The organism is Wolbachia endosymbiont of Tettigetta isshikii (assembly GCF_041154185.1).
In the GTDB taxonomy this organism is placed as follows: Bacteria; Pseudomonadota; Alphaproteobacteria; order Rickettsiales; family Anaplasmataceae; genus Wolbachia.
This window is the reverse complement of sequence record NZ_JBFTEN010000003.1, coordinates 22,231-41,311: the sequence shown is the minus strand read 5'-3', so window position 1 is coordinate 41,311 and position 19,081 is coordinate 22,231. Positions and strand designations below refer to the sequence as shown.

Here is a 19,081-nt window from a genome sequence, read left to right as displayed (position 1 = left end):
TATGTCTAAATTACCAATTGCAATTGCCCCTGATGAAAGGTTAACTACACGTGCCAGTGAAGTAACAGCTATAAACGATGAAATTAAAGAATTAGCAAACGACATGTTCGAAACTATGTACGATGCAGATGGTCTTGGCCTTGCTGCAGTGCAAGTTGGAGTACTAAAGAGAATTTTTGTTATGGATGTTCAGCTAGAGAACATTGAAGGCGGGCCAGCAGGATATAAATCGAATGGCAAATTTTGCATGATTAATCCTGAAATTACGGAATTATCTGATGAACAAACAATTTTCAAGGAAGGATGTCTTTCAGTCCAAGAACAAAGTCACGAAATTAAGCGCCCAAAATATTTAACTGCAAAATATAGAGACTTAAATAATGAAGAACGGACGCTAAAAGCCAGTGGTTGGCTTGCAAGATGTATTCAGCATGAGCTAGATCACTTAAATGGTATATTATATATTAGACATTTGTCTAAATTGAAGTATGATATCGCCATAAAAAAAGCACAAAAGATCAAGAGGCACTATGAGCGATGAGGATTTAGAATTATTAAAATTTTACCATGAAGTGGGTGTTGATTGCACGCTAACAGAAGGTGAGGAAGAAAAAGAGCTGGGGAGCAAAGAGAATGTGCAGCCTTCTGTTATCCAAGTAGCCAACACTGGGAAAGATGCAGATTCCAGCGTCACGCGCTGGAATGACACTAAAGGTGGAAAAGAGCAACAATCCATGTTTCCAAGTGACTGGATAATTGAAGCAAGGAAACTTGCAAGTAAATGCAGTAATGTGGATGAGCTAAGAAGTGCAGTTCTATCATTTGAAGGTTGTGAAATAAAGAAAACTGCAACCAATACTGTTTTTTCCGACGGTAATCCAAATGCGAAAATTATGCTCGTTGGTGAAGCTCCAGGAACAAATGAAGACCTGCAAGGCATACCATTTTGTGGTGCAAGCGGGATGTTGCTTGATAAAATGCTTGGTGCAATTAATCTTGATCGCACCAAAGTTTACATAAGCAATACCGTATTTTGGCGTCCACCTGGTAACAGAAAACCAACTGACCTAGAACTTGATATGTGCAGGCCATTCGTCGAAAAACATATTGCACTAGTTTCACCGCAGATTTTAATTCTGGCCGGGGGAATCGCGTGTTATAACCTACTTGATAACACAAAAACTATATCAACCCTGCGTGGCAGATTTCATACGTATACTAACCAATATTTGTCTCATTCAATTACCACAGCTGCTATATTTCACCCAGCTTACCTACTTCGCCAGCCAGCACAAAAACGTTTAGCTTGGGAAGATTTGAAGAAGATTAGAGACTATCTCCAATAACTGCACAATAAAGTGGAAACAATAGACATACTGTAATTGCAATTACAGTATGTCTACCAACAATTCGTCGTTCCGCTACGTGTTGGTGGATGAGATCAACTATGTTTTTTTAAAATTTTTTGTTTGTAATTTGTGCCCGTTCAGCGGAGTGGTAAAATTAGGTATACAAGATGCTCTAAGAGGTTGTCCGGAAACTAGTAAAAGGCTATAATATCTGAAATTTTAGTACGTGGTAAAGATGAGAAAAAAGTATCCAACAGACCTAAGCGAAAGGGAATGTGGCAAGAATAGAAAAACACTTCAGAGTATCATACAAGATGGGTTGTAGAAAGGACTTTTGCTTGGATTAATAGGAATAGGAGGCTATCGAAGGAGACTCACAACATCCACTGAGAATTTCATATACCTAGCTATTAGTAGGATTATGTTAAAGAAGGAATATGCTTGAATTTACTAGTTTCTGGACAACATCTAAGCAGCAGGATGACGAAAATTCATTTTTTTCATATTTAATATTGGATTTAATTAGATTGACTTATGTTCTGAAGAAAACAGGTCATCTTTAGCGTCGCGAAAAATTCATTTATTGACTTGTTTACCTTTCTCAAAATAGCAAAAAAGTACCCACCTTTTTGAGAAAAATAGCAAAAAATTAACGAATTATGGAAAGAAATAGGAATTTTTGGGCAAATAATTAGACAAAAAGGTCGTACCTGTAGGTGTTCAAAACAGGCTAGTGTGGGGGATTTTATGCTGTGGTAAATTACTATAGAGAGAAGTTCGTAAAACACGACTAGTGATCCCGGCGCGAATCGAACGCGCGACCCACTGATTAAAAGTCAGTTGCTCTACCGGCTGAGCTACGGGATCATTTCATTTCTCAGTTATATTAAACAGTAATACAGCTTTTATCCGTTTTAATCAAACTAAAATTTTCATATGTAGTTAAATAAATTATATATCCTATAGGCTATTCCCATATTGATATCGCAGAAGTCAGAACAGAAGAAGGAAAGTTGTATTTGTTTGTTGCAATAGATAGAACATCCAAATTGTTGAGTTACATAAAAGTGCTGCAAAACCCATAGCTGCTGAGTTTTTACGTAAGAATTTTACCATATAAAATCCACATCATTTTGACAAATAACGGCATACAATTTACCAACCAAAAGCGCCATAAGAACGCTTTTCAACACATATTTGATAGGGTTTGTGAAAAGAATAACATTGAACATCGTCTAACAAAAGTTAGCCATCCTTAGATGTATGGGCAAGTTGAGAACAGTAAATTGCCATTTTTAAATTCGATTAGACTTGATTAAAACCGCAATTTTCAATAATTTACCTAGACTTTATCCAGGATTCTGGTTAGTATAACTGTGCGCCCACACAGATTAAAGGTACTTATTCACATTAATTCAAGCAGAAATTGGTGTAATAGTTGTTTGATATAAAATCTTATTTTCATGACAAACGGACTTTTGTTGCCTATATACTTGGGCAAAGTGTTGCAAAATTACACAAACAAAAAATTTTTAAAAACATAGTTGATATCTCTGGAACCATACATCTTATGAATATTCCACTTCTAAACTTTTCAGCAATAAAGGACTACTTTATTTTCTTAATCACTTGCCTTTCTCTTGCAATTGCAAGGCTTTCCTTTGGTACATCTTCCACTATAACACTACCTGCTGCGATTACAGAGTCGTCGTGGATATTAAGCGGCGCAATCAACGAACTATTGGCACCAATAAAGCAATTGCTTCCAATATTTGTTTTGTGTTTCTTTTTTCCATCATAATTACACACAACAGTACCTGCACCTATGTTACTTCCCTGGCCTACTTTAGTGTTTCCTATATAACTTAAGTGCTTTATTTTAGTATCCATGCCTATATCACTTGCTTTTGCTTCAACAAAGTTTCCCACGATTGCGCTGTCACCAATTGTTGTGCCTTCACACTTGGCAAACGGACCGATTCTAACATTAGATCCCACTTTTATTCCAGGACCGAAAAACCCGTGTGGGTAAATAATCGAATCCATACCAATTTGTGTATCAAGAGAGAAGAAAACAGTCTCTGGAGCTACAAGCATTACTCCGAAGTTGGTAAAAAATCTTCTTTTATTCTCTTGGAAGTAAAGCTCAGCTTTTGCAAGGTCATTTCTGTTATTTATTCCAATTGCTTCTTCTTCGTCAGTAATAACGTAACCAACATTTAAATTGCTCTTCGCGGCAATGGAGACTATATCAGTTAAATAATACTCTTGTGTCAACTTATTACACTCTATCTTCCCCACCAATTCACGTAAATTCTTTGCATATGCAACCATTATCGCAGCATTAGCAAGAAATTCCTAATCATTATTTTCACCATTTTGTGCTTCTACGATTTCTCTTGGGGAACCATCCTCAATAACTAACCTACCATATTCTTTATTGCTTGCCCTAAAACCTAGGCAAATTAGTCCCTTGCCTTCTAAAGAGCTAACCATTTTAGTTATCGTGCTGCTTTTTATGAATGGGGTATCTCCATACTACACAACAACTATGCTCGAATCTGGCAATTTTGTCAGGTTTCTCATCGCAGTTTTAACTGCATCTCCTGTCCCAAGCGTTGACTTTTGTGTAATCAATTGTATATGCTAAAAGCACTGCAACTGCTCAATTAAAGACAAATCGACTACAACAGCTATATTTTCTGGACTTAGCTGTTTTACATTGTAAATGACATGCTCAAGCATAGAGAAATTGCCTATTTTGTGTAGGACTTTGGGTAAGCCCGAATTCATTCGTTTGCCATGCCCAGCAGCAAGTATAATAAATGTGTAAGCTTTATTTGTCACCTTATCTTAAAGATGAAAAGTGAAAACCATATTGGTTGAGCCAGCTGACCTTGTTATCATAAAAGTTCCTTAGGTCACCAATTTTATATTTCAGCATCGCAAGTCTTTCTATGCCAATGCCAAACGCAAAGCCATTGTATTTAGCATGGTCTATTCCAACATTTTGAAAGACATTTGGATGCACCATACCGCATCCAAGTACTTCTATCCATTTACTACCATCATAACTTATATCCACTTCTGCAGAAGGCTCAGTAAAAGGGAAGAAACTATTACGAAAACGTATCTTTAATCCCTTATCTCCAAAAAACTTATTGAGGAAATGATGAATGGTAAATTTTAACTGGCCCATATTGATATTCTCATTGACATATAACCCCTCTATCTGGTGAAACATAGGAGTGTGAGTTGCATCAAAATCATTTCTGTATACCCTACCTGCGGCCACTATTTTAATTGGGAAAGTTTTTGCCTTTTCCATGGTTCTAATCTGCACAGATGAGGTATGAGTGCGCAACACCATTCTTTTGTTGTTTATTTTATTCTTTAAGTAGAAGGTATCTTGCTCCTCCCGTGCAGGATGATGATTTGGGGTATTTAGCGCATCAAACACATGAAACTCATCTTCAATGTCAGGACCATCGACTGCTTTGAAACCCATATGTGCAAAAATGAGTTTTACCTCACTTATAACCTTACTCAATGGATGAATCCTGCCAATTTTTTCTGGCCTAACTGGCAATGTGATATCAACAGCCTCGTTTTGTAATTTAAAGTTGATTTCTTCGGCTTTTAATATGGTTTCCTTGTTTGTTATAAGCTGGACCAGCTTATTACGTAAAACGTTAATAACTGCGCCCAAATCACGTTTTTTTTCTGCGTCTTCTATCTTTTTTAAGTCATCAAAATAAATTTTAATTACACCTTTTTTTCCCAAATATGATAGCCTGACTTTTTCTAAATCTTGCAAAGAAGAAGCACCCTCAATTTCAGAAACTGCTTTATCCTCAAGCGAAGGTATTTCATTCAATAGCTCTTTATTCATCTCAGAAACGCTAGCTTAAACTTTTATTATAGTAAAATCTTCAATATCATCAACAATCTGAAAAATTGTCCTATTTTAACTATTAATTTATTGACTAATTATACTTTTTATTTAATTTTATATTAAGAAGTTAATAAACGAGAATATGCACAACGGCGACACTGGAACTGAGAAGGAGTATAAAACAGAGGATTTACCTAGGTTCTTTAATAAGAGATCTAAGGACATAAGTAAAGCATTTTCTAATGAATCGGTGGAGGTCAGCACCATTCGCTCGAGAAGCACTAAAAACAATGTGCAAGAATTCTCGTTTAAGCTAAGACTGTTGACAGCAACAGGTAAAGACACCTCTAATACGAGACCTCTTCAAATAAAACCTTTAATTGATTTTTTTAAAACCTGCCTTTCTCAGGAGAAAAATTTCACAGTCAACATAGAAGTATCGAAAGAAAGTGAGGAATTATATAACAGCCATGGCGAAGTTAATAATTTCAAAACTGTAGAAGAATTTATAAGTAATGCTCCTCTTCAAATCCTCCTGGAAGGAATCACAATTAAACTGCAAGCAAATATCAAAGACATTGACCTAGGTAATTTGCACAAGATTAAGTTATTCCTAAATGAGAAGCTAAAATGCGCGGAAGAGACCAAAGGTGAGAAACAAAGTCAGGATACGACACAAGCAGAAAAAACTAAAAGCAGAAAAGAACGGAATACAGTTCAAGAAGAGAACATACAAGATAAACAAATCGTACCAATTAGGGTCTCGTTTGGCTGCAATGTGACGAATAGCAGGAAGCAAGTTACACGTGCACCAGTAGTTGTTTCTGCAATGTACGACAATTTTACTTGGTTTAAGCCTTTTCGCCTACTCAACTTTTTTAGTACAGTACAATTCTTCTTTCAACAGCCACCAAAGCTGTCACGAAAACAGAGGGCTTTAGCTTACCAAATACCCAAAGAGACAGAACCAAATGAGGTAATACAAAAAAATGAGGGAGAAACAGATGAAACCACAAAGCTCTCCGATATAGGTGAAACCAAGTCACATACAGATTGTTTTAAGGCTAATAGAAGAAAGAAATCAAAAAAGCAAACTAAAACACTATCAGAAGAAGAAAAACAATTAGCCGTAAGACAAGCACAAAATGATGCCAGAGTAGCTGTGATAGATAATCAAGCTGAGCACAAGGGGAAAAACTCGATAAAATATTTATTGAAGTAATAAATGGATACAAAAATCAGGATCCAGAAACATTTCGCAATATTTTCAACTAAGTGTTCAATATTGTTTATTTTCAAGATAAGCAATTACATGAAATATTAGATCCAGGCGAAGTATTAGAAGTGTTACAGATACTCGAAAGGCCACAACCTTCTAATAACTCACTTTTAGGTAAAGAATATTTACAAAGGCAGGTGTATAGAAAAAAAGAGCAATTACTCAAATTAGTTTCAGGTATTCCCATACAACAACCTTCTCCACAGCCTGAAAACGTTTCTCATGAAAGTGAAATCCTTTACCAAATAAAACCACAAGCCCTTCACCAGTAACAAGTACAACTCCACCAGCTACTAATACTGCTTTCAAACCGTTGTTAAAAATCGTGTTTTCTTCGAAAGAGACTTACTTTTGTCTATTGTTGATAGCATCCTCTATATCAGCACTCTGCCTGTAGCACTTGCCGCTAGAGAAAGTGTCAATTTTAAATGGATTAGTGCCCCCAGAGAAAAGAGAAAGTGTTGGGTTGGCATTGAACATATGGTTACCAATACTAGCCACATTATGTGTTTTTAGTTTGGCTTATTTTATATATTCTAAATATTCGGTAGAATCTATTGAGCAGGTAGGTAAAAACAAGCCTCTTGCTCCCACTTAATGGATAGCTATTTTAAAAGATTTTTTGTGATAACATTATTTATTTTACTGTATGTTTAAGGGAATTATTACAGATATTGGAACTATAATTGACACCAAGGCTTGCTCTAACTACGATCAAATCTTCCATATTAAGGCACAAAATTTATCTTTCATAGGTAAAGGAGATTCAATAGCTTGCTCTGGTGTGTGTTTAACTGTCGTTGACATAATTAACGATATATTCACAGTTCAAGTGTCTCAAGAAACCATGAAGGTTACTAACCTAAATAATTGGAAAGTAGGAAAGAAAATAAACCTAGAACAAGCAATGAGACTGAGTGATAGAATCGATGGCCACCTAGTCCAGGGTCATGTAGATAAGACAGTACAAATTCTTGCAATCAAGCAAAATTTGGATTCTCATGAAATCAAGCTGTCGTGGTCACAAGAGTTAATTAAATTTGTTGCAAAAAAGGGATCTGTGACGCTAGATGGAGTTTCTCTCACAGTAAATTCAGTTACCAGCCAAGAATTTGTTGTTAATATTATTCCCTACACATGGCAAAACACAACTTTTCAGTATAACAAAGTGGATGATTATCTAAATTTAGAAGTCGACATGATCGCTAGATATTTAGACCAGTTGATGCAGCATAGATACAATTAATTTTACAATTTTGTTGTTTGCAATTATTATATCTTGAAAACTATATAATATGTAGTATGCTTTTTGACTGTCTAATTATTTTCATTATTGTCGTATGCGTAATAATCTCCGTAACTAGAGGTTTTATAAAAGAATTATGCGCGTTAATGTTTTTGTTTTTGTCGGTTTTTCTGACAGCTAATCATTATGATTTCCTCGCTATAAACTATAACAAATACTTTGATTCTAAAGCTACGCAAAACATACTTTCTACAATTTCTGTATTTATTATACTCAACCTTATATTTATGATAGTAAACAACTGGCTGATGTACATATTGTCACCCATAAGGTTGGGGTTAATCGATAGAGTTACTGGAATCCTTGTCGGAGCGCTCAGAGGAATATTGCTTTCTTATGTACTATTCTTTGCCGTGCACTTATATTGCTGTATGGCGTATGACAAAAAAGAGGAACAGTCTAAAATAGAAGCTGAAGATATATTGCCTAATTGGATAATAAATTCGCACTCTTACCAGGCTTTATTTTCAACAGTAGAAGATATAGTTGATGTATATATACCGGAGTCTTTGATACTAAAAATAAAAGAGATTGGCAAAGAAATGGTTGACCAAGAAAAGCCTGAAGGTAATAAAAAAGAAGAGTAATACCCATGCTTATAAGGCAACCTCTGGTAACTTTCGGGAACACTCCACATCTTTCACTTTCTCAAGTTTGGTACTAGGCTTTAAAACATTATACAATGCAAAACTCATGCATGCTAGCCCAACAACCCCTCCAACCACCGCTATGATGTGCATCTTCAAAGCATAAGATGCAATACTACTTACTAATAACGCTGTACCAGCACCACCAGCTATGATTGCTCGTCTTTGCTGCGTTGTTTTTGTTGATGATTTTTCTCCTTCGTTTACAACGTTTTCTTTTTTAGGCTCACTATGGGAATACGGTTTTGTTTGATTTTCTTTCTCAGTGAAAGGCAAAGTATTGATTTTATCTGTGTTGTTAGAAGCACTTAGCCCTTGCGTAACAGTTTCTGTTGAAGTAGTGGTACTATCTTTTTCATTTTTTTTTGTTAGTAGCTTCAGCATTATCAGAATCTTTGCTATTTTCACAAGTTGGTGTATCAGTTTCTATTGCAGGAGTAGTGGGCAGGGTATCTTGTGTGATAAATTCGGCTTTTAAAGCGCGTGTGCTCACTACACCATCCTTATATTCAACAGCACTAAAAGTACGTATCAGCTCCCCTTGGCTACCTAAATGCTCTGAGGTCATTAGTTCTTTAGAAACTTGCTCAAAAAGCTGGTGTTCTTTGGCTTTTTCAAAAATATCATTTATAGCTTTTTCATTGCTGTGCAGCATAGCATGATGTAGTGGTGTAACCGTTTCTTTTCTACCTTCGTGTTCGCGAACTATTTTTGTTGTTAAAATTTTTCGTGTGTTATAACTAGATTTCTTGAATTTTTCAGCAATACCTTTTTCTGCTTTTATTTTGCCCACTAGCTTAAGAACCTTTTCTTTATCTTCCTCTGTTAACTCACCTTTATCATCGACTAATTTATAAGTTATATTCTTTTTAGAATTTTCTTGTTCTACCATAACGTGTTTCTTTCTCTACAATATCTGCTTTTATAAATTAGTTATGTTAATAACGTGTGAATGCCAATTAAGGCACAAATCCATGGAATTTCCTCAATTGTTTACTCTATAACTTCAATATCTTTTTTTAAATCAACCATCTTTGGAAAAAATTCGGCTACATCAGCTTAGCCAAAAAATATTTTGCCTTTGAACGTAGGCACGGAACATTATTTTTTAACATTGCTGCAAGAGCTAAAAATCCTGTAGTATATTAAAGCTCAAGGGTATCTTCAAGTAGCCTTTTCTTGTCACCTCAGTTCCACAACTGTACGAACATTGTGATTTGAGCCTACCACTAGGGTGTCATCCAAGTAGCTGACACTGGCATCCAGGAATTTTATTAAGTTGGTGAGTATAAAAGTAGCTGTTTTATGATAAAATACGACGTTTTTGATGATTATGGAAAGGCTGTGTCCCAGTGTCGGAGCACTGGGATGAAACCCGCAAATTACCTGCTAATTGCAATGTTCGTACAGCTGTGCCTCAGTCCCTATGATGTCATCTAAGCATTTCCCATTCCTGTCATCCAAGTAGCTGACACTGGGACACAGGATACTACTTTGGTCATAAATATTTTAAAAATTTACCAAGCGAAAAAAAGGCAAAGAAATCCCGAGTGGCGAGTTTTGACTCTTTAAATTGGCACTATAATAATTTACTGACGCTTAGTTTAAGCGTGATTTGGATTAATGTAGAAAAAATGAAAAAGACATGGAGCCGCTACAATTTGATACAATCAGCCAAAAAATACCCTGAGTTCTTTACTGAATTTTGTCATTGAGCCTGTAGATCAAAAACAAGTTTTGAGTCAGAAATATCCTCAGTATTATGATACTGAAGTCGGCAAAGGTTGTCAAGTAGTTTTTTTGTTTCTGTTGGATGACGCCTATAGCTGTATTGTTGTCACACCTAAGTTGCTTTAATAAATTTTGATTGAAAAATAATTCCTCTATTATATAAATAATACTTTAGAGTAATCAAAATGGAAGACAATAAATATAGCTTAGGTTTAAGGATTATTCATTGGCTAATGGCTGTTTTTATTATCGGTATGCTCTGCTCTGGGTTTTATATGAAAAGCTTGCCAGTTAGCAATGAGTTTAAATTCAGCATGTACACTATTCATAAGGCTTGCGGAGTCACTGTTTTTGGGTTGGTCGTAATACGCATACTTTTTCGCGCCTCTACTTGCATTCCGCCACTTCCAGCAAGTTTTTCTCAATTTGAGATCAATATAAGCAAAACAGTGCATCTTGGTTTATATGCTTTAATGATACTGGTACCGTTATCTGGTTATGTCATGTCCTCTGCCTCTGGTAGGGGGATCAAATATTTTTTTCATATCCCTTTGTTGATTAGTAAAAACAAAGAGCTAGCGAGCGCTGCCAATGGGCTACATTCAATACTTGCATACTTTATAGTATTCTTTATAGTCTTGCATATACTTGCTGCTTTAAAACACACATTGATAGATAAGCAAAACATTTTTAAACGCATTATATAGATTATATGTTGAGTAATCTCTGGAAAAAAGGAACGGATTTTCTTGGTAGTGAGTTTGCAATAATGGGTGGTGCTATGAGCTGGGTTTCAGAAAGAAGCTTGGTCTCAGCAATCTCAAACGCTGGTGGTTTTGGTGTAATTGCGTGTGGTGCTATGTCTCCAGAATTGCTGAAAAAAGAAATCACAGAGACACAGAAACTAACTAACAAGCCATTTGGCGTCAATCTAATCACTATGCACCCAAACTTGAGTGAGTTGATAGATGTGTGTATTGAAGCAAAAGTAAGCCACATAGTTCTTGCAGGTGGGTTACAGACAAAACCTAGCATAGAAAAAATCAAGAATGTGGGCACTAAAGTTATGTGTTTTGCACCATCATTAAGCCTTGCAAAAAGGTTAGTAAAAATAGGGGTGGATGCATTAATAATAGAAGGAATGGAAGCAGGTGGGCATATAGGTCCAGTTAGCACTTCTGTTCTCGCACAAGAGATATTACCTTACTTTAAAAATGAGCAAACACCAGTGTTTGTTGCAGGTGGAATAGGAAGGGGCGAAATGATAGTGAATTACCTAGAAATGGGAGCAATTGGCTGTCAAATAGGTACATTATTCGTCTGCACAAATGAGTCGATTGCCCACAAAAATTTTAAGGAGGTGTTTATTAAATCAGCCGCACGTAACACGGTTTCTTCTGTACAAATAAGTGCTGATTTTCCTGTAATTCCAGTAAGAGCCATAGCCAATAAAGCGAGTGATGACTTTGTGAAGCACCAAAGAGAAGTTATTGATAAGTACCAAAAAGGGCAGATTTCAAAAGAAGATGGGCAACTTGAAATAGAAAAGTTCTGGGCTGGAGCGTTAAGAAGAGCGGTGATTGAAGGAGATATTGAAACGGGATCTTTAATGGCTGGTCAAAGCGTTGGCATGGTTGATAGGGAAAGACCCGTAAAAGAAGTGATAGATATGTTAATTCAACAAGCGAATAATTATATCGAAAACAAATCTGTGGAAGTGGAAAACTCAGTCATTAGCAAAGCAAATATCAACCAACAAGCAAATCGCCGTAATCGTCCATAATGGGAAACAATCGCCCAGTTTTAATGTAAAATTAATGCTGATGAGGTATCTATACATTTTGTTATGTGTGGAGGAATGTTATGCTAAGTACTTTAAAAAATAAAAAATTTTTAAAAAACATAGTTGATAAGAGTGATAAAGCAAATATTAACCAACAATTGTACAACGCTATATACAAAAAGGTAACAAAAGAAAAGCATAACTACCCAAGCCCACAAAAGGGAGATAGAACTATCATAGAATGTATAGGGTTTTTCAAGGATGGGGCTGATCCTAATATATTAAGTGAATTAGAAAAATCACTGATAGGACAAGAAAAACATTATGATTATTACATCAACAAATTTCTTCCTGCGTTGAAAGATGAAGTAATAAAATCAACAGAGTTGTCTGTACCTGCAGTATTTAACAGTGAAATAGAACAACCACAAAGACCACAAACAATAAAAGGGAGAATAGTAGGAATAATTTTAGGGATTACTAACAAGGGAAATGATAAAAATCATCCTAATAGTACTATTCGAAATCAAGGCCCTGAAAATTTAAAAATAAATGGTAAAAAAGAGTTAGAAAAATCTACAGAAACTTCCAAACTCAATGGAGATCAAGGTAGTAGAGCAAATTTACCCGCGCTGAATAAGAAAAGCCCACCATCATCACCAGTAAGTAGCAGAAGGTGTAGTATAAGCACAACATTAAGCTCGGTTGAAGAAGATGATGATATACAAAGAGAAGAAATTGATAATCAAACGCAACAGGAGCAGCCTGCAAAAAAAAAGCAAAATACGCAAGAAAATGAAAACTCAGATGACCAAGCAAATCCAATCGGTAATGGTAATCCACAAAAAAGAAATGAGGATCAACCGCAACCACCAAAGCAGAATCCAGAAGAAAAGCCAAAGAAGCGAGAAAATGAAAACTCAGAGCCTACAAAACAACCAAATAACAGAAATTTTCGCACTGCACTGGCAACATGTTGTGCTCTTTCAGTAGGATGTCTTGTTGCAGGAGTAGTAACTTTGGGGATAGTAGGGGCAGAATTGTTGGTTATGTCTGTAGTGTTTGCTATAGCAGCAGCAGTCACACGGTATTTAACCCCTCCTTCAAGTAAATTAACATCCACCGATTTGAGTCCTCTTATTTATGATAGTAAACAGCGGTAAAAATTAAATATATGTTACTCGTAGTGAACAGGCAAATTCAGTTCTTGCCTGTTGATATGAAAGTTGTTATAATCAGGCGGTGTTTAAAAGGTATTTAGTTGATGTGCATTCAATTGAATAAAGTTTTAGTTTTTATAGCCCTATTAAGCTTCATTTTTACATCATACTCAGGCGAGGCGATTCCAGTGGATAATGAACTAAAGGATATACAAGAAACGGTAAAGAATTTTATTTCTTCATTTTCAGTTAAGGATACCTTAGAAAATATTAGTCCTTCGATAATCATAGGATTATGCATAGCTGCAGTGATACTTGCAATATTGTTTAGGGGTCTGATCTTTTTCATGATAATGTTTGGTGTATTTGTCATGATGTTCGGTAGCACGGAAAAGGCAACTGACTACTTGAAAGAGAAGTTTAGTTTTGCAAAAGTAAAACCTGATAACGAAAAAGATAAAAATTAAGTATCACTACATTTATTGAACGCACATGATGTTGTATGCAGCCAAAAATACCAGCAATTAACATTAAGCTTGAAAAAAAGAATAATTTAGCATTACTAGAAAGCATTGATTTAGACTTTATCCCTTACGCTTGTCATTATGATGAAGAAACCATACTAACAAAACAGGGAGAATTATTAAAAATAATCAAGTTGGAAGATTATTCCTCTGCTGATAACTACAGCGACCTTAGAACTGAAATTAGAAAAAGCATATCAAAAAATATCAATAGCTTATATTTCACTGTTTGGATTCATACTGTCCGAAAGCGCAATAAACTGAGCTTAAAATGGAATAAAACTGGAGACTTTTCTGATAAGCTACATTCAACGTGGCTTAATAAACTTACTGATAGTAAACTGCAGTACATAAACGAGTTGTACATCATAGTATTATTTAGCGATTTTGGTGAGCATACTAATAATTCATTTTTTCTTAGCAGAATAAAAAATCAGCATAAGCTGTCTCTACAAGAAAACCATCGGGAATTACAAAGGGTAACTGATTTAATTCAAAGTGATTTGGAGCATTTCGGAGCTAAAAAGCTGGGCCTAAGGTTTAGTGAATGTAAAATGTATTCTGAAATGATGGAATTTCTTCATTATATTGTTACGTTAACACACAAAGACTACCCGATATGTGAAAGCGACCTGTCGCAACATGTTCAAAACTTAAAGGTAGCTTTTGGTTTTAACACATTTCAAACAACATTTGAAAATCAACAGAAATTTGGTTCTATTTTTTGTATAAAGGAATATCGGGAAATCCCTTTAGAAAATATAGATAGGTGTTTACAACTTGACTCTGAGCTTATTATTACAGAGATAATAATATTCACTAGTAATAACAAAGCAGTCAAAGAATTCAAAAAACAAATCAATATGCTGCAAGTCAGTGAGGATAGTACATTACTTCAAAACTCAGAAATCAAAGAAATAATAGAACTGGAAAAAACTTCTGCTATAAACTTTTGTCAACAGAAAATTATTTTCACAATTTTTGCTGACGATAGAAAGAGACTAGCCGAAAACATCAGCGATTTGTCCGCCGTAATGTCGTTAGTCGGTTTGATGATGTTTAGAGCTGATCTACATATGGAAGATCATTTTTGGGCACAACTTCCTGGCAATTTTACTTTTGTTACACAACCGAAGAATATATTAAAAAGATATGCCTGCAGCTTTGCTATGCTACATGATTTTACGTCAGGTACATTAAAAGGAGGAAGGTGGAAGGAAGCAGTAACAGTCTTTTTTTCAAAAAAAGGAAGCTCTTACTTTTTTAATTTTCATGGAAAGAAAAACAATGGTCATACTACGATACTTGGCGCTCCAAATTCAGGCAGAACTTCACTGATTAACTTCCTATTGTCAGAGTCAAGAAAGTTTAATCCAAGAATTGTCATATTAGATAACACTGGAAAGTCAATAATTTTTACTAAAGCGGTGAACGGTAGATATTACATAATTGATCCAAAATATAAAGATAAAAGCTTGAAATTTAATCCCCTAAACATTGAAGATAGTGCCTCCAATCGGAATATGCTAGTTGAACTGATCAAAAGAATGGTGGCTGATACAAACTCGGTGGATGTGGAAGAGAAGATAAAAAAAATTGTAGATTCTATATTTGCTATACCAAGGGAATCGCGTTCTATTTCACAAATTTCTGAAGCGCTCTTACTTCTTGGGGGTAAGATAAGTAAATGGTGTGGTGATGGTGAGTTTGCTTATTTATTTCAAGATGGTGATGAATCGGACATTGACTGGGAAATGAGAACTATATCTCTCAACACAGCAAATCTTACAAAACGAAAGGAATCTATGTCCGTGATACTTTACTATTTCTTATACTCTTTTGAAGCAAAATGTGATGGTTCACCTGCAATACTCGTTTTAGATGAAGCATGGAAAATAAGTAATATTTTTCCTACAGAAAAAGAGTTTGATAACTGGATGAACAGGATGACAAAATTAAATGTTGTGGTAATTCTAAGTACTGAGAACTTAAACCTGGCATTTGCCAGCAAATTTACTCAATATCTGGATAAACACGTTGATACAAGGATTTTGATGCCGAACGTCAATGCAAATAGGTTATACATGAAAGCATTTTCTCTATCGAAAGAGGAACTGAACATAATCCTGCAAACGCCAACACAAGAAGGTTTATTTTTAATAAAACAGTACAAAGGATTAGTAACTTTGAATTTAGATTTGAAAGATATGCAAGAAATATACATACTTTCAGCTAATAAAGATACTATAAAGTATATGTACGAAGCAATAAAAGAAAAAGGGGAAGAAGTTAGTAAGTGGTTACCGGTGTTTTATGAGAAGTGTAAGGCTTAAAGCCAAATTTTTTTTCCTAGTGTTGATTTTGCTTGGTGCAAACAGTGGGTACTCTGATGTTTGCCCGGATATATATTTTCGTACTGACGCTGAAGCTACAGGGAGCTCAATAGGAAAAGGTTTTTGGAACTTCATTACTGGCAAATGGGATGATTTAAAATTTGATCCTCACTTATTAAAAGAAATTAAAGTAACGGCAGTGAAAGATCAAGGAATAAGTGATTATTTTGATCCGAAGATTCAAGTTTGCGACTATGAAGGAGGTAATTGTTATATATTACCCAATAAAACATCATGCCGCCAGATATACGGAACGCAGACAAGCGGAGCTGGAATTTCTGCAGCAGTTTTCATCGATTGGGAAGGAGATACAATATTAGATGGCGGCAAAATTAAGGAAGGAATTGTGGAAGGTCTTGGATGGGAATGGGCAGATGATGTCACTGACGAAGAGAAAAGTAAATTTGTTAACTCTCCTAAGATATGTGCTTGCAGCCAAAAAGCAGCCTGCATGGGGGGGGTTTTCTCATATTTTTCTAGAATAGGCGAAGGAGCAAATATTTTCCGTCCTGGAGATATGGCAAATACCTGTGATACTTGCTATCAAACAAAAGTAAAGTGCACTCCTGTACCACTTGCACCTGGCCCACTTGCGTTCTGCGAACAACTTGCGATGTTACCCCCACAAGTTAGAATTGTTCCTGTGACAAACGAAAAAAATGACTACTTTGATCCTAAGGTTAAGGTAATCATTGGTGACCTAATAGGAAAAGACGGAGAAATCGGAGAAAAGTTAGATTTCCCCAGAAAGTACAAAAAGGATAAGGTTGGGGGGAGCCCTACTCCGTGTGAAGTTAAGGAGCATTCTATCTTAGATAGAGATGGTACTACACACTACTTCGAAACATACAGAAAAAAAAATAAACTCTGCACTGAATACCGTGGTACTGAAGAGGAGGAATCTCAAAGAAGATTGCAATTTCCTGCTCGTTGTTTCCCATCACCTCCTGCTCCAGAGCCCAAAGTAGTGGAGTTAGTAGATGAAAATACGTTAAAAATAGAAATAAAGATGAGAAGAGAAAATTGCATGCAGCAAGTAAATGGAAGTTATAGTGATGGCTATTGTACTTTTAACATCAGTTTTGATGCCAGTGAAGATAGGGAAAAAATTGACCCACGGTCTTTTAGAGTGGTAAAACCAAGAATAGTAAAAAAAACAACTAAGAATAGTAATGATGAAAGTAACATCACTGATATTATAGAAGGTATATTGAGAAAGAATCCTCAGTTTGCAATTTTGGAAAAATATGGACTTACTCCTAATATTGGGATCCAGTTTCCTAATGGTGAGGATTACAGTATAACAAATCCCACAGAAGGCAACGAAATCAAATCTACTAAGTTGGAATTAGATGATATGGGACTGCCAAAGATAAAAGTAATGTACACGAGAGTAATGGACCAAAAAAATTCTAAAAGAAAAATGCTCTGTCTTTCTGGTTGGAAGCCAGAACCAGAAGAGTTTGTACTTAAGAGAGAAAATGAGATAATATCATTAAAATCAATGGGAGCAAGGTACATTAAGTACAATACTGTTTATTCAAAGGAGTCGAATCAACTTTATTATTTCCCTTGCAACGAAACAACTGATGTTTTGGCAAAGCCACAGAGCGAGCTAAATAAAATAATATTCAATAAGCATGGATATATTTTCATTCCCGAAGGGAATACGAATAGAAACAATTGCGTTGCGAAAAAGGATGATGAAATGGATACAAAACAGGATTGCAACAAATGCAAGATAGTATATAAATTAATAGATGGAAAGCGTAAAGAAAAATGTGAACAGAGTCAAGATGGTTGCCTTTGCTTTGGTGAGGCTTGTAGTCTCTCAACGCAGTATTTGAACAAAGAAGATGGTCAATCATTTTACTTAAGATATGAGGAAGTGGATTGTAAAGATAAAGATGGTAGAACACTGAAAAACGAAGGAGGTGAAATACAAAAGTGTACACAATTGAAAGATCAGCTGGTTAAAGCAAATAGAACAGAGGTTTTTTATGCTGATAAATTGTGTAGGCTTGACTTGGCGGGTTTAAAAAATAGATTGTGTGAAATAATAATAAAACAATTGAAAGATAAGAAACAAAAACTTGAGGAAAGTAATCAAGGATCTTATGATCTTGGAGATGGTTATACAGATGACTTATCAATAATGTTTGATCGTGTTGAAATAGAAGCATGGGGAAGTGGTGAAGCAGGTCACATAAAAGATACACCTCCTGGCTGCTGGCGTATGCGCTCCAGAGGGAAGGATGCCTGTTCCACTAAAACTAGAACAGGAATGCCAGGAGATTATATTAAAGCTCAATTGAAAATTGATCCTGATTATCCTGTGATTAAGGTGCGAGTTACAGGTGGAGGAGGTAACCAAGAATCTAGTTACACAGATAAAGACGGGGGACCCATTTTTATAGAAAAATGTCGTTCGAACAAACAAGATTGCAAGCCATTAATTACTGTTGCAGGTGGAGGGGTAAATAAGTTATATAGCGATAAGGAGTATCGCACACAGGTTCATGTAGACAATTTAGCATCTCAAGGAGATTTAAAATTAGAAAAACTAATAGTAACAGATAAAACATCCACAGATAATCAAATAGCATATATAAAAGATGGTGAAATCAAGTATGAAGCAGTAGAGTGTAACAGTAGTTTGAGAAGCAGTAGACCTGGTGCAGGTGGTTGCATTAACAAAAGCAAAAGAATTTATGGTAAAGGCTCTCCAGGACATTTGAATATTAGACCTATTATAAAGGAATTTAGTACAGAAAAAATAAATGCTACTATTGAAAAAGTAATAGAGAATCGATACGATCTTGAAACTATGACTGATTTTTCGATAGGGAACCTTAACGTGAATATAAGAGAGGTAATAGAAGAGGAAGTTAAAAAGGAATTGTTAGGGTCAGAGCCAAAAGATTCTGAATCATAGCTTAAAGTGCCTTAACACCATGTGTTTTACCTCTTACTTTAATAATTAATTAAAGTAAATCACGTATTAATTTGCTATT

At 35.5% G+C, this 19,081-nt stretch carries 17 protein-coding genes, 1 tRNA gene and 3 pseudogenes; 15 read left to right on the top strand and 6 right to left on the bottom strand.

Annotated features, from left to right (window positions below):
- Nucleotide 1: 1 nt before the first annotated feature.
- The 3 genes and pseudogenes from def to AB6N09_RS01235 all read left to right on the top strand — a co-directional run.
- Nucleotides 2-541, top strand: a complete 540-nt coding sequence (gene def, locus AB6N09_RS01245) for a peptide deformylase (RefSeq protein WP_411131145.1) — start codon at nt 2-4, stop codon at nt 539-541.
- Entirely contained in the window at nt 531-1,346 is an 816-nt protein-coding gene (locus AB6N09_RS01240; protein WP_411131144.1) for a uracil-DNA glycosylase, read from the top strand. The genes def and AB6N09_RS01240 overlap by 11 nt, the downstream gene beginning before the upstream one ends.
- A gap of 315 nt (nt 1,347-1,661) precedes the next feature.
- Nucleotides 1,662-1,794 (top strand): annotated as a pseudogene (locus AB6N09_RS01235) (transposase); the annotation flags it as partial.
- 349 nt (nt 1,795-2,143) lie between these two features.
- Here the strand turns inward: AB6N09_RS01235 and AB6N09_RS01230 are convergent.
- A tRNA-Lys gene (locus AB6N09_RS01230) sits at nt 2,144-2,216 on the bottom strand.
- An 89-nt stretch (nt 2,217-2,305) separates the two neighbouring features.
- Between AB6N09_RS01230 and AB6N09_RS01225 the strand changes: the two are divergent.
- A pseudogene (locus tag AB6N09_RS01225) lies at nt 2,306-2,605 on the top strand (IS481 family transposase); the annotation flags it as partial.
- Nucleotides 2,606-2,957: 352 nt separating this feature from the next.
- On the opposite strand, the pseudogene AB6N09_RS01220 reads toward AB6N09_RS01225, so the two are convergent.
- Together AB6N09_RS01220 and pheS are read right to left on the bottom strand one after the other, a co-directional pair.
- Nucleotides 2,958-4,196: pseudogene (locus AB6N09_RS01220) on the bottom strand (NTP transferase domain-containing protein).
- 1 nt (nt 4,197) lies between these two features.
- A complete protein-coding gene (gene pheS, locus AB6N09_RS01215) occupies nt 4,198-5,241 on the bottom strand; it encodes a phenylalanine--tRNA ligase subunit alpha (RefSeq protein ID WP_411131143.1) in 1,044 nt (347 codons plus the stop codon).
- Between the two features lie 145 nt (nt 5,242-5,386).
- Between pheS and AB6N09_RS01210 the strand changes: the two genes are divergently transcribed.
- On the top strand, nt 5,387-6,466 hold the full coding sequence (locus AB6N09_RS01210) for a hypothetical protein (protein ID WP_411131142.1): 1,080 nt from the start codon (nt 5,387-5,389) through the stop codon (nt 6,464-6,466).
- A 53-nt stretch (nt 6,467-6,519) separates the two neighbouring features.
- Nucleotides 6,520-6,795 (top strand): hypothetical protein, encoded by a 276-nt coding sequence (locus tag AB6N09_RS01205; protein WP_411131141.1) that lies wholly within the window; start codon nt 6,520-6,522, stop codon nt 6,793-6,795.
- A gap of 73 nt (nt 6,796-6,868) precedes the next feature.
- On the opposite strand, the gene AB6N09_RS01200 is transcribed toward AB6N09_RS01205, so the two are convergent.
- Complete coding sequence (locus tag AB6N09_RS01200; protein ID WP_411131140.1) at nt 6,869-7,024, bottom strand: hypothetical protein; 156 nt, start codon at nt 7,022-7,024, stop codon at nt 6,869-6,871.
- A 148-nt stretch (nt 7,025-7,172) separates the two neighbouring features.
- On the opposite strand from AB6N09_RS01200, the gene AB6N09_RS01195 reads away from it, so the two are divergent.
- Both AB6N09_RS01195 and AB6N09_RS01190 read left to right on the top strand, forming a co-directional pair.
- The gene (locus tag AB6N09_RS01195; RefSeq protein ID WP_411131139.1) at nt 7,173-7,769 is read left to right on the top strand and encodes a riboflavin synthase; all 597 of its coding nucleotides are present in this window, start codon (nt 7,173-7,175) and stop codon (nt 7,767-7,769) included.
- A gap of 56 nt (nt 7,770-7,825) precedes the next feature.
- Nucleotides 7,826-8,416, top strand: coding sequence for a CvpA family protein (locus tag AB6N09_RS01190; protein ID WP_411131138.1), 591 nt, complete (start codon nt 7,826-7,828; stop codon nt 8,414-8,416).
- 9 nt (nt 8,417-8,425) lie between these two features.
- Here the strand turns inward: AB6N09_RS01190 and AB6N09_RS01185 are convergent, their stop codons facing one another.
- Entirely contained in the window at nt 8,426-8,860 is a 435-nt protein-coding gene (locus AB6N09_RS01185; RefSeq protein ID WP_411131137.1) for a hypothetical protein, read from the bottom strand.
- Entirely contained in the window at nt 8,832-9,368 is a 537-nt protein-coding gene (locus AB6N09_RS01180; RefSeq protein WP_411131136.1) for a hypothetical protein, read from the bottom strand. The genes AB6N09_RS01185 and AB6N09_RS01180 overlap by 29 nt, the downstream gene beginning before the upstream one ends.
- A 413-nt stretch (nt 9,369-9,781) precedes the next feature.
- Here AB6N09_RS01180 and AB6N09_RS01175 point away from each other — a divergent pair, with 413 nt between their 5' ends.
- The 7 genes from AB6N09_RS01175 to AB6N09_RS01145 all read left to right on the top strand — a co-directional run bounded on the left by AB6N09_RS01175 (nt 9,782) and on the right by AB6N09_RS01145 (nt 19,002).
- A complete protein-coding gene (locus tag AB6N09_RS01175; protein ID WP_411131135.1) occupies nt 9,782-9,916 on the top strand; it encodes a hypothetical protein in 135 nt (44 codons plus the stop codon).
- A 476-nt stretch (nt 9,917-10,392) separates the two neighbouring features.
- Nucleotides 10,393-10,914 (top strand): cytochrome b, encoded by a 522-nt coding sequence (locus tag AB6N09_RS01170; RefSeq protein WP_411131134.1) that lies wholly within the window; start codon nt 10,393-10,395, stop codon nt 10,912-10,914.
- Between the two features lie 5 nt (nt 10,915-10,919).
- Nucleotides 10,920-11,990 (top strand): NAD(P)H-dependent flavin oxidoreductase, encoded by a 1,071-nt coding sequence (locus AB6N09_RS01165; protein ID WP_411131133.1) that lies wholly within the window; start codon nt 10,920-10,922, stop codon nt 11,988-11,990.
- A gap of 80 nt (nt 11,991-12,070) precedes the next feature.
- Nucleotides 12,071-13,153, top strand: coding sequence for a hypothetical protein (locus AB6N09_RS01160; protein ID WP_411131132.1), 1,083 nt, complete (start codon nt 12,071-12,073; stop codon nt 13,151-13,153).
- A gap of 101 nt (nt 13,154-13,254) precedes the next feature.
- A complete protein-coding gene (locus tag AB6N09_RS01155) occupies nt 13,255-13,617 on the top strand; it encodes a hypothetical protein (RefSeq protein WP_411131131.1) in 363 nt (120 codons plus the stop codon).
- Nucleotides 13,618-13,652: 35 nt separating this feature from the next.
- Complete coding sequence (locus AB6N09_RS01150) at nt 13,653-16,007, top strand: VirB4 family type IV secretion/conjugal transfer ATPase (protein WP_411131130.1); 2,355 nt, start codon at nt 13,653-13,655, stop codon at nt 16,005-16,007.
- The gene (locus AB6N09_RS01145; RefSeq protein WP_411131129.1) at nt 15,988-19,002 is read left to right on the top strand and encodes a hypothetical protein; all 3,015 of its coding nucleotides are present in this window, start codon (nt 15,988-15,990) and stop codon (nt 19,000-19,002) included. Before AB6N09_RS01150 ends, AB6N09_RS01145 begins: the two co-directional genes overlap by 20 nt.
- Nucleotides 19,003-19,081: the final 79 nt, after the last annotated feature.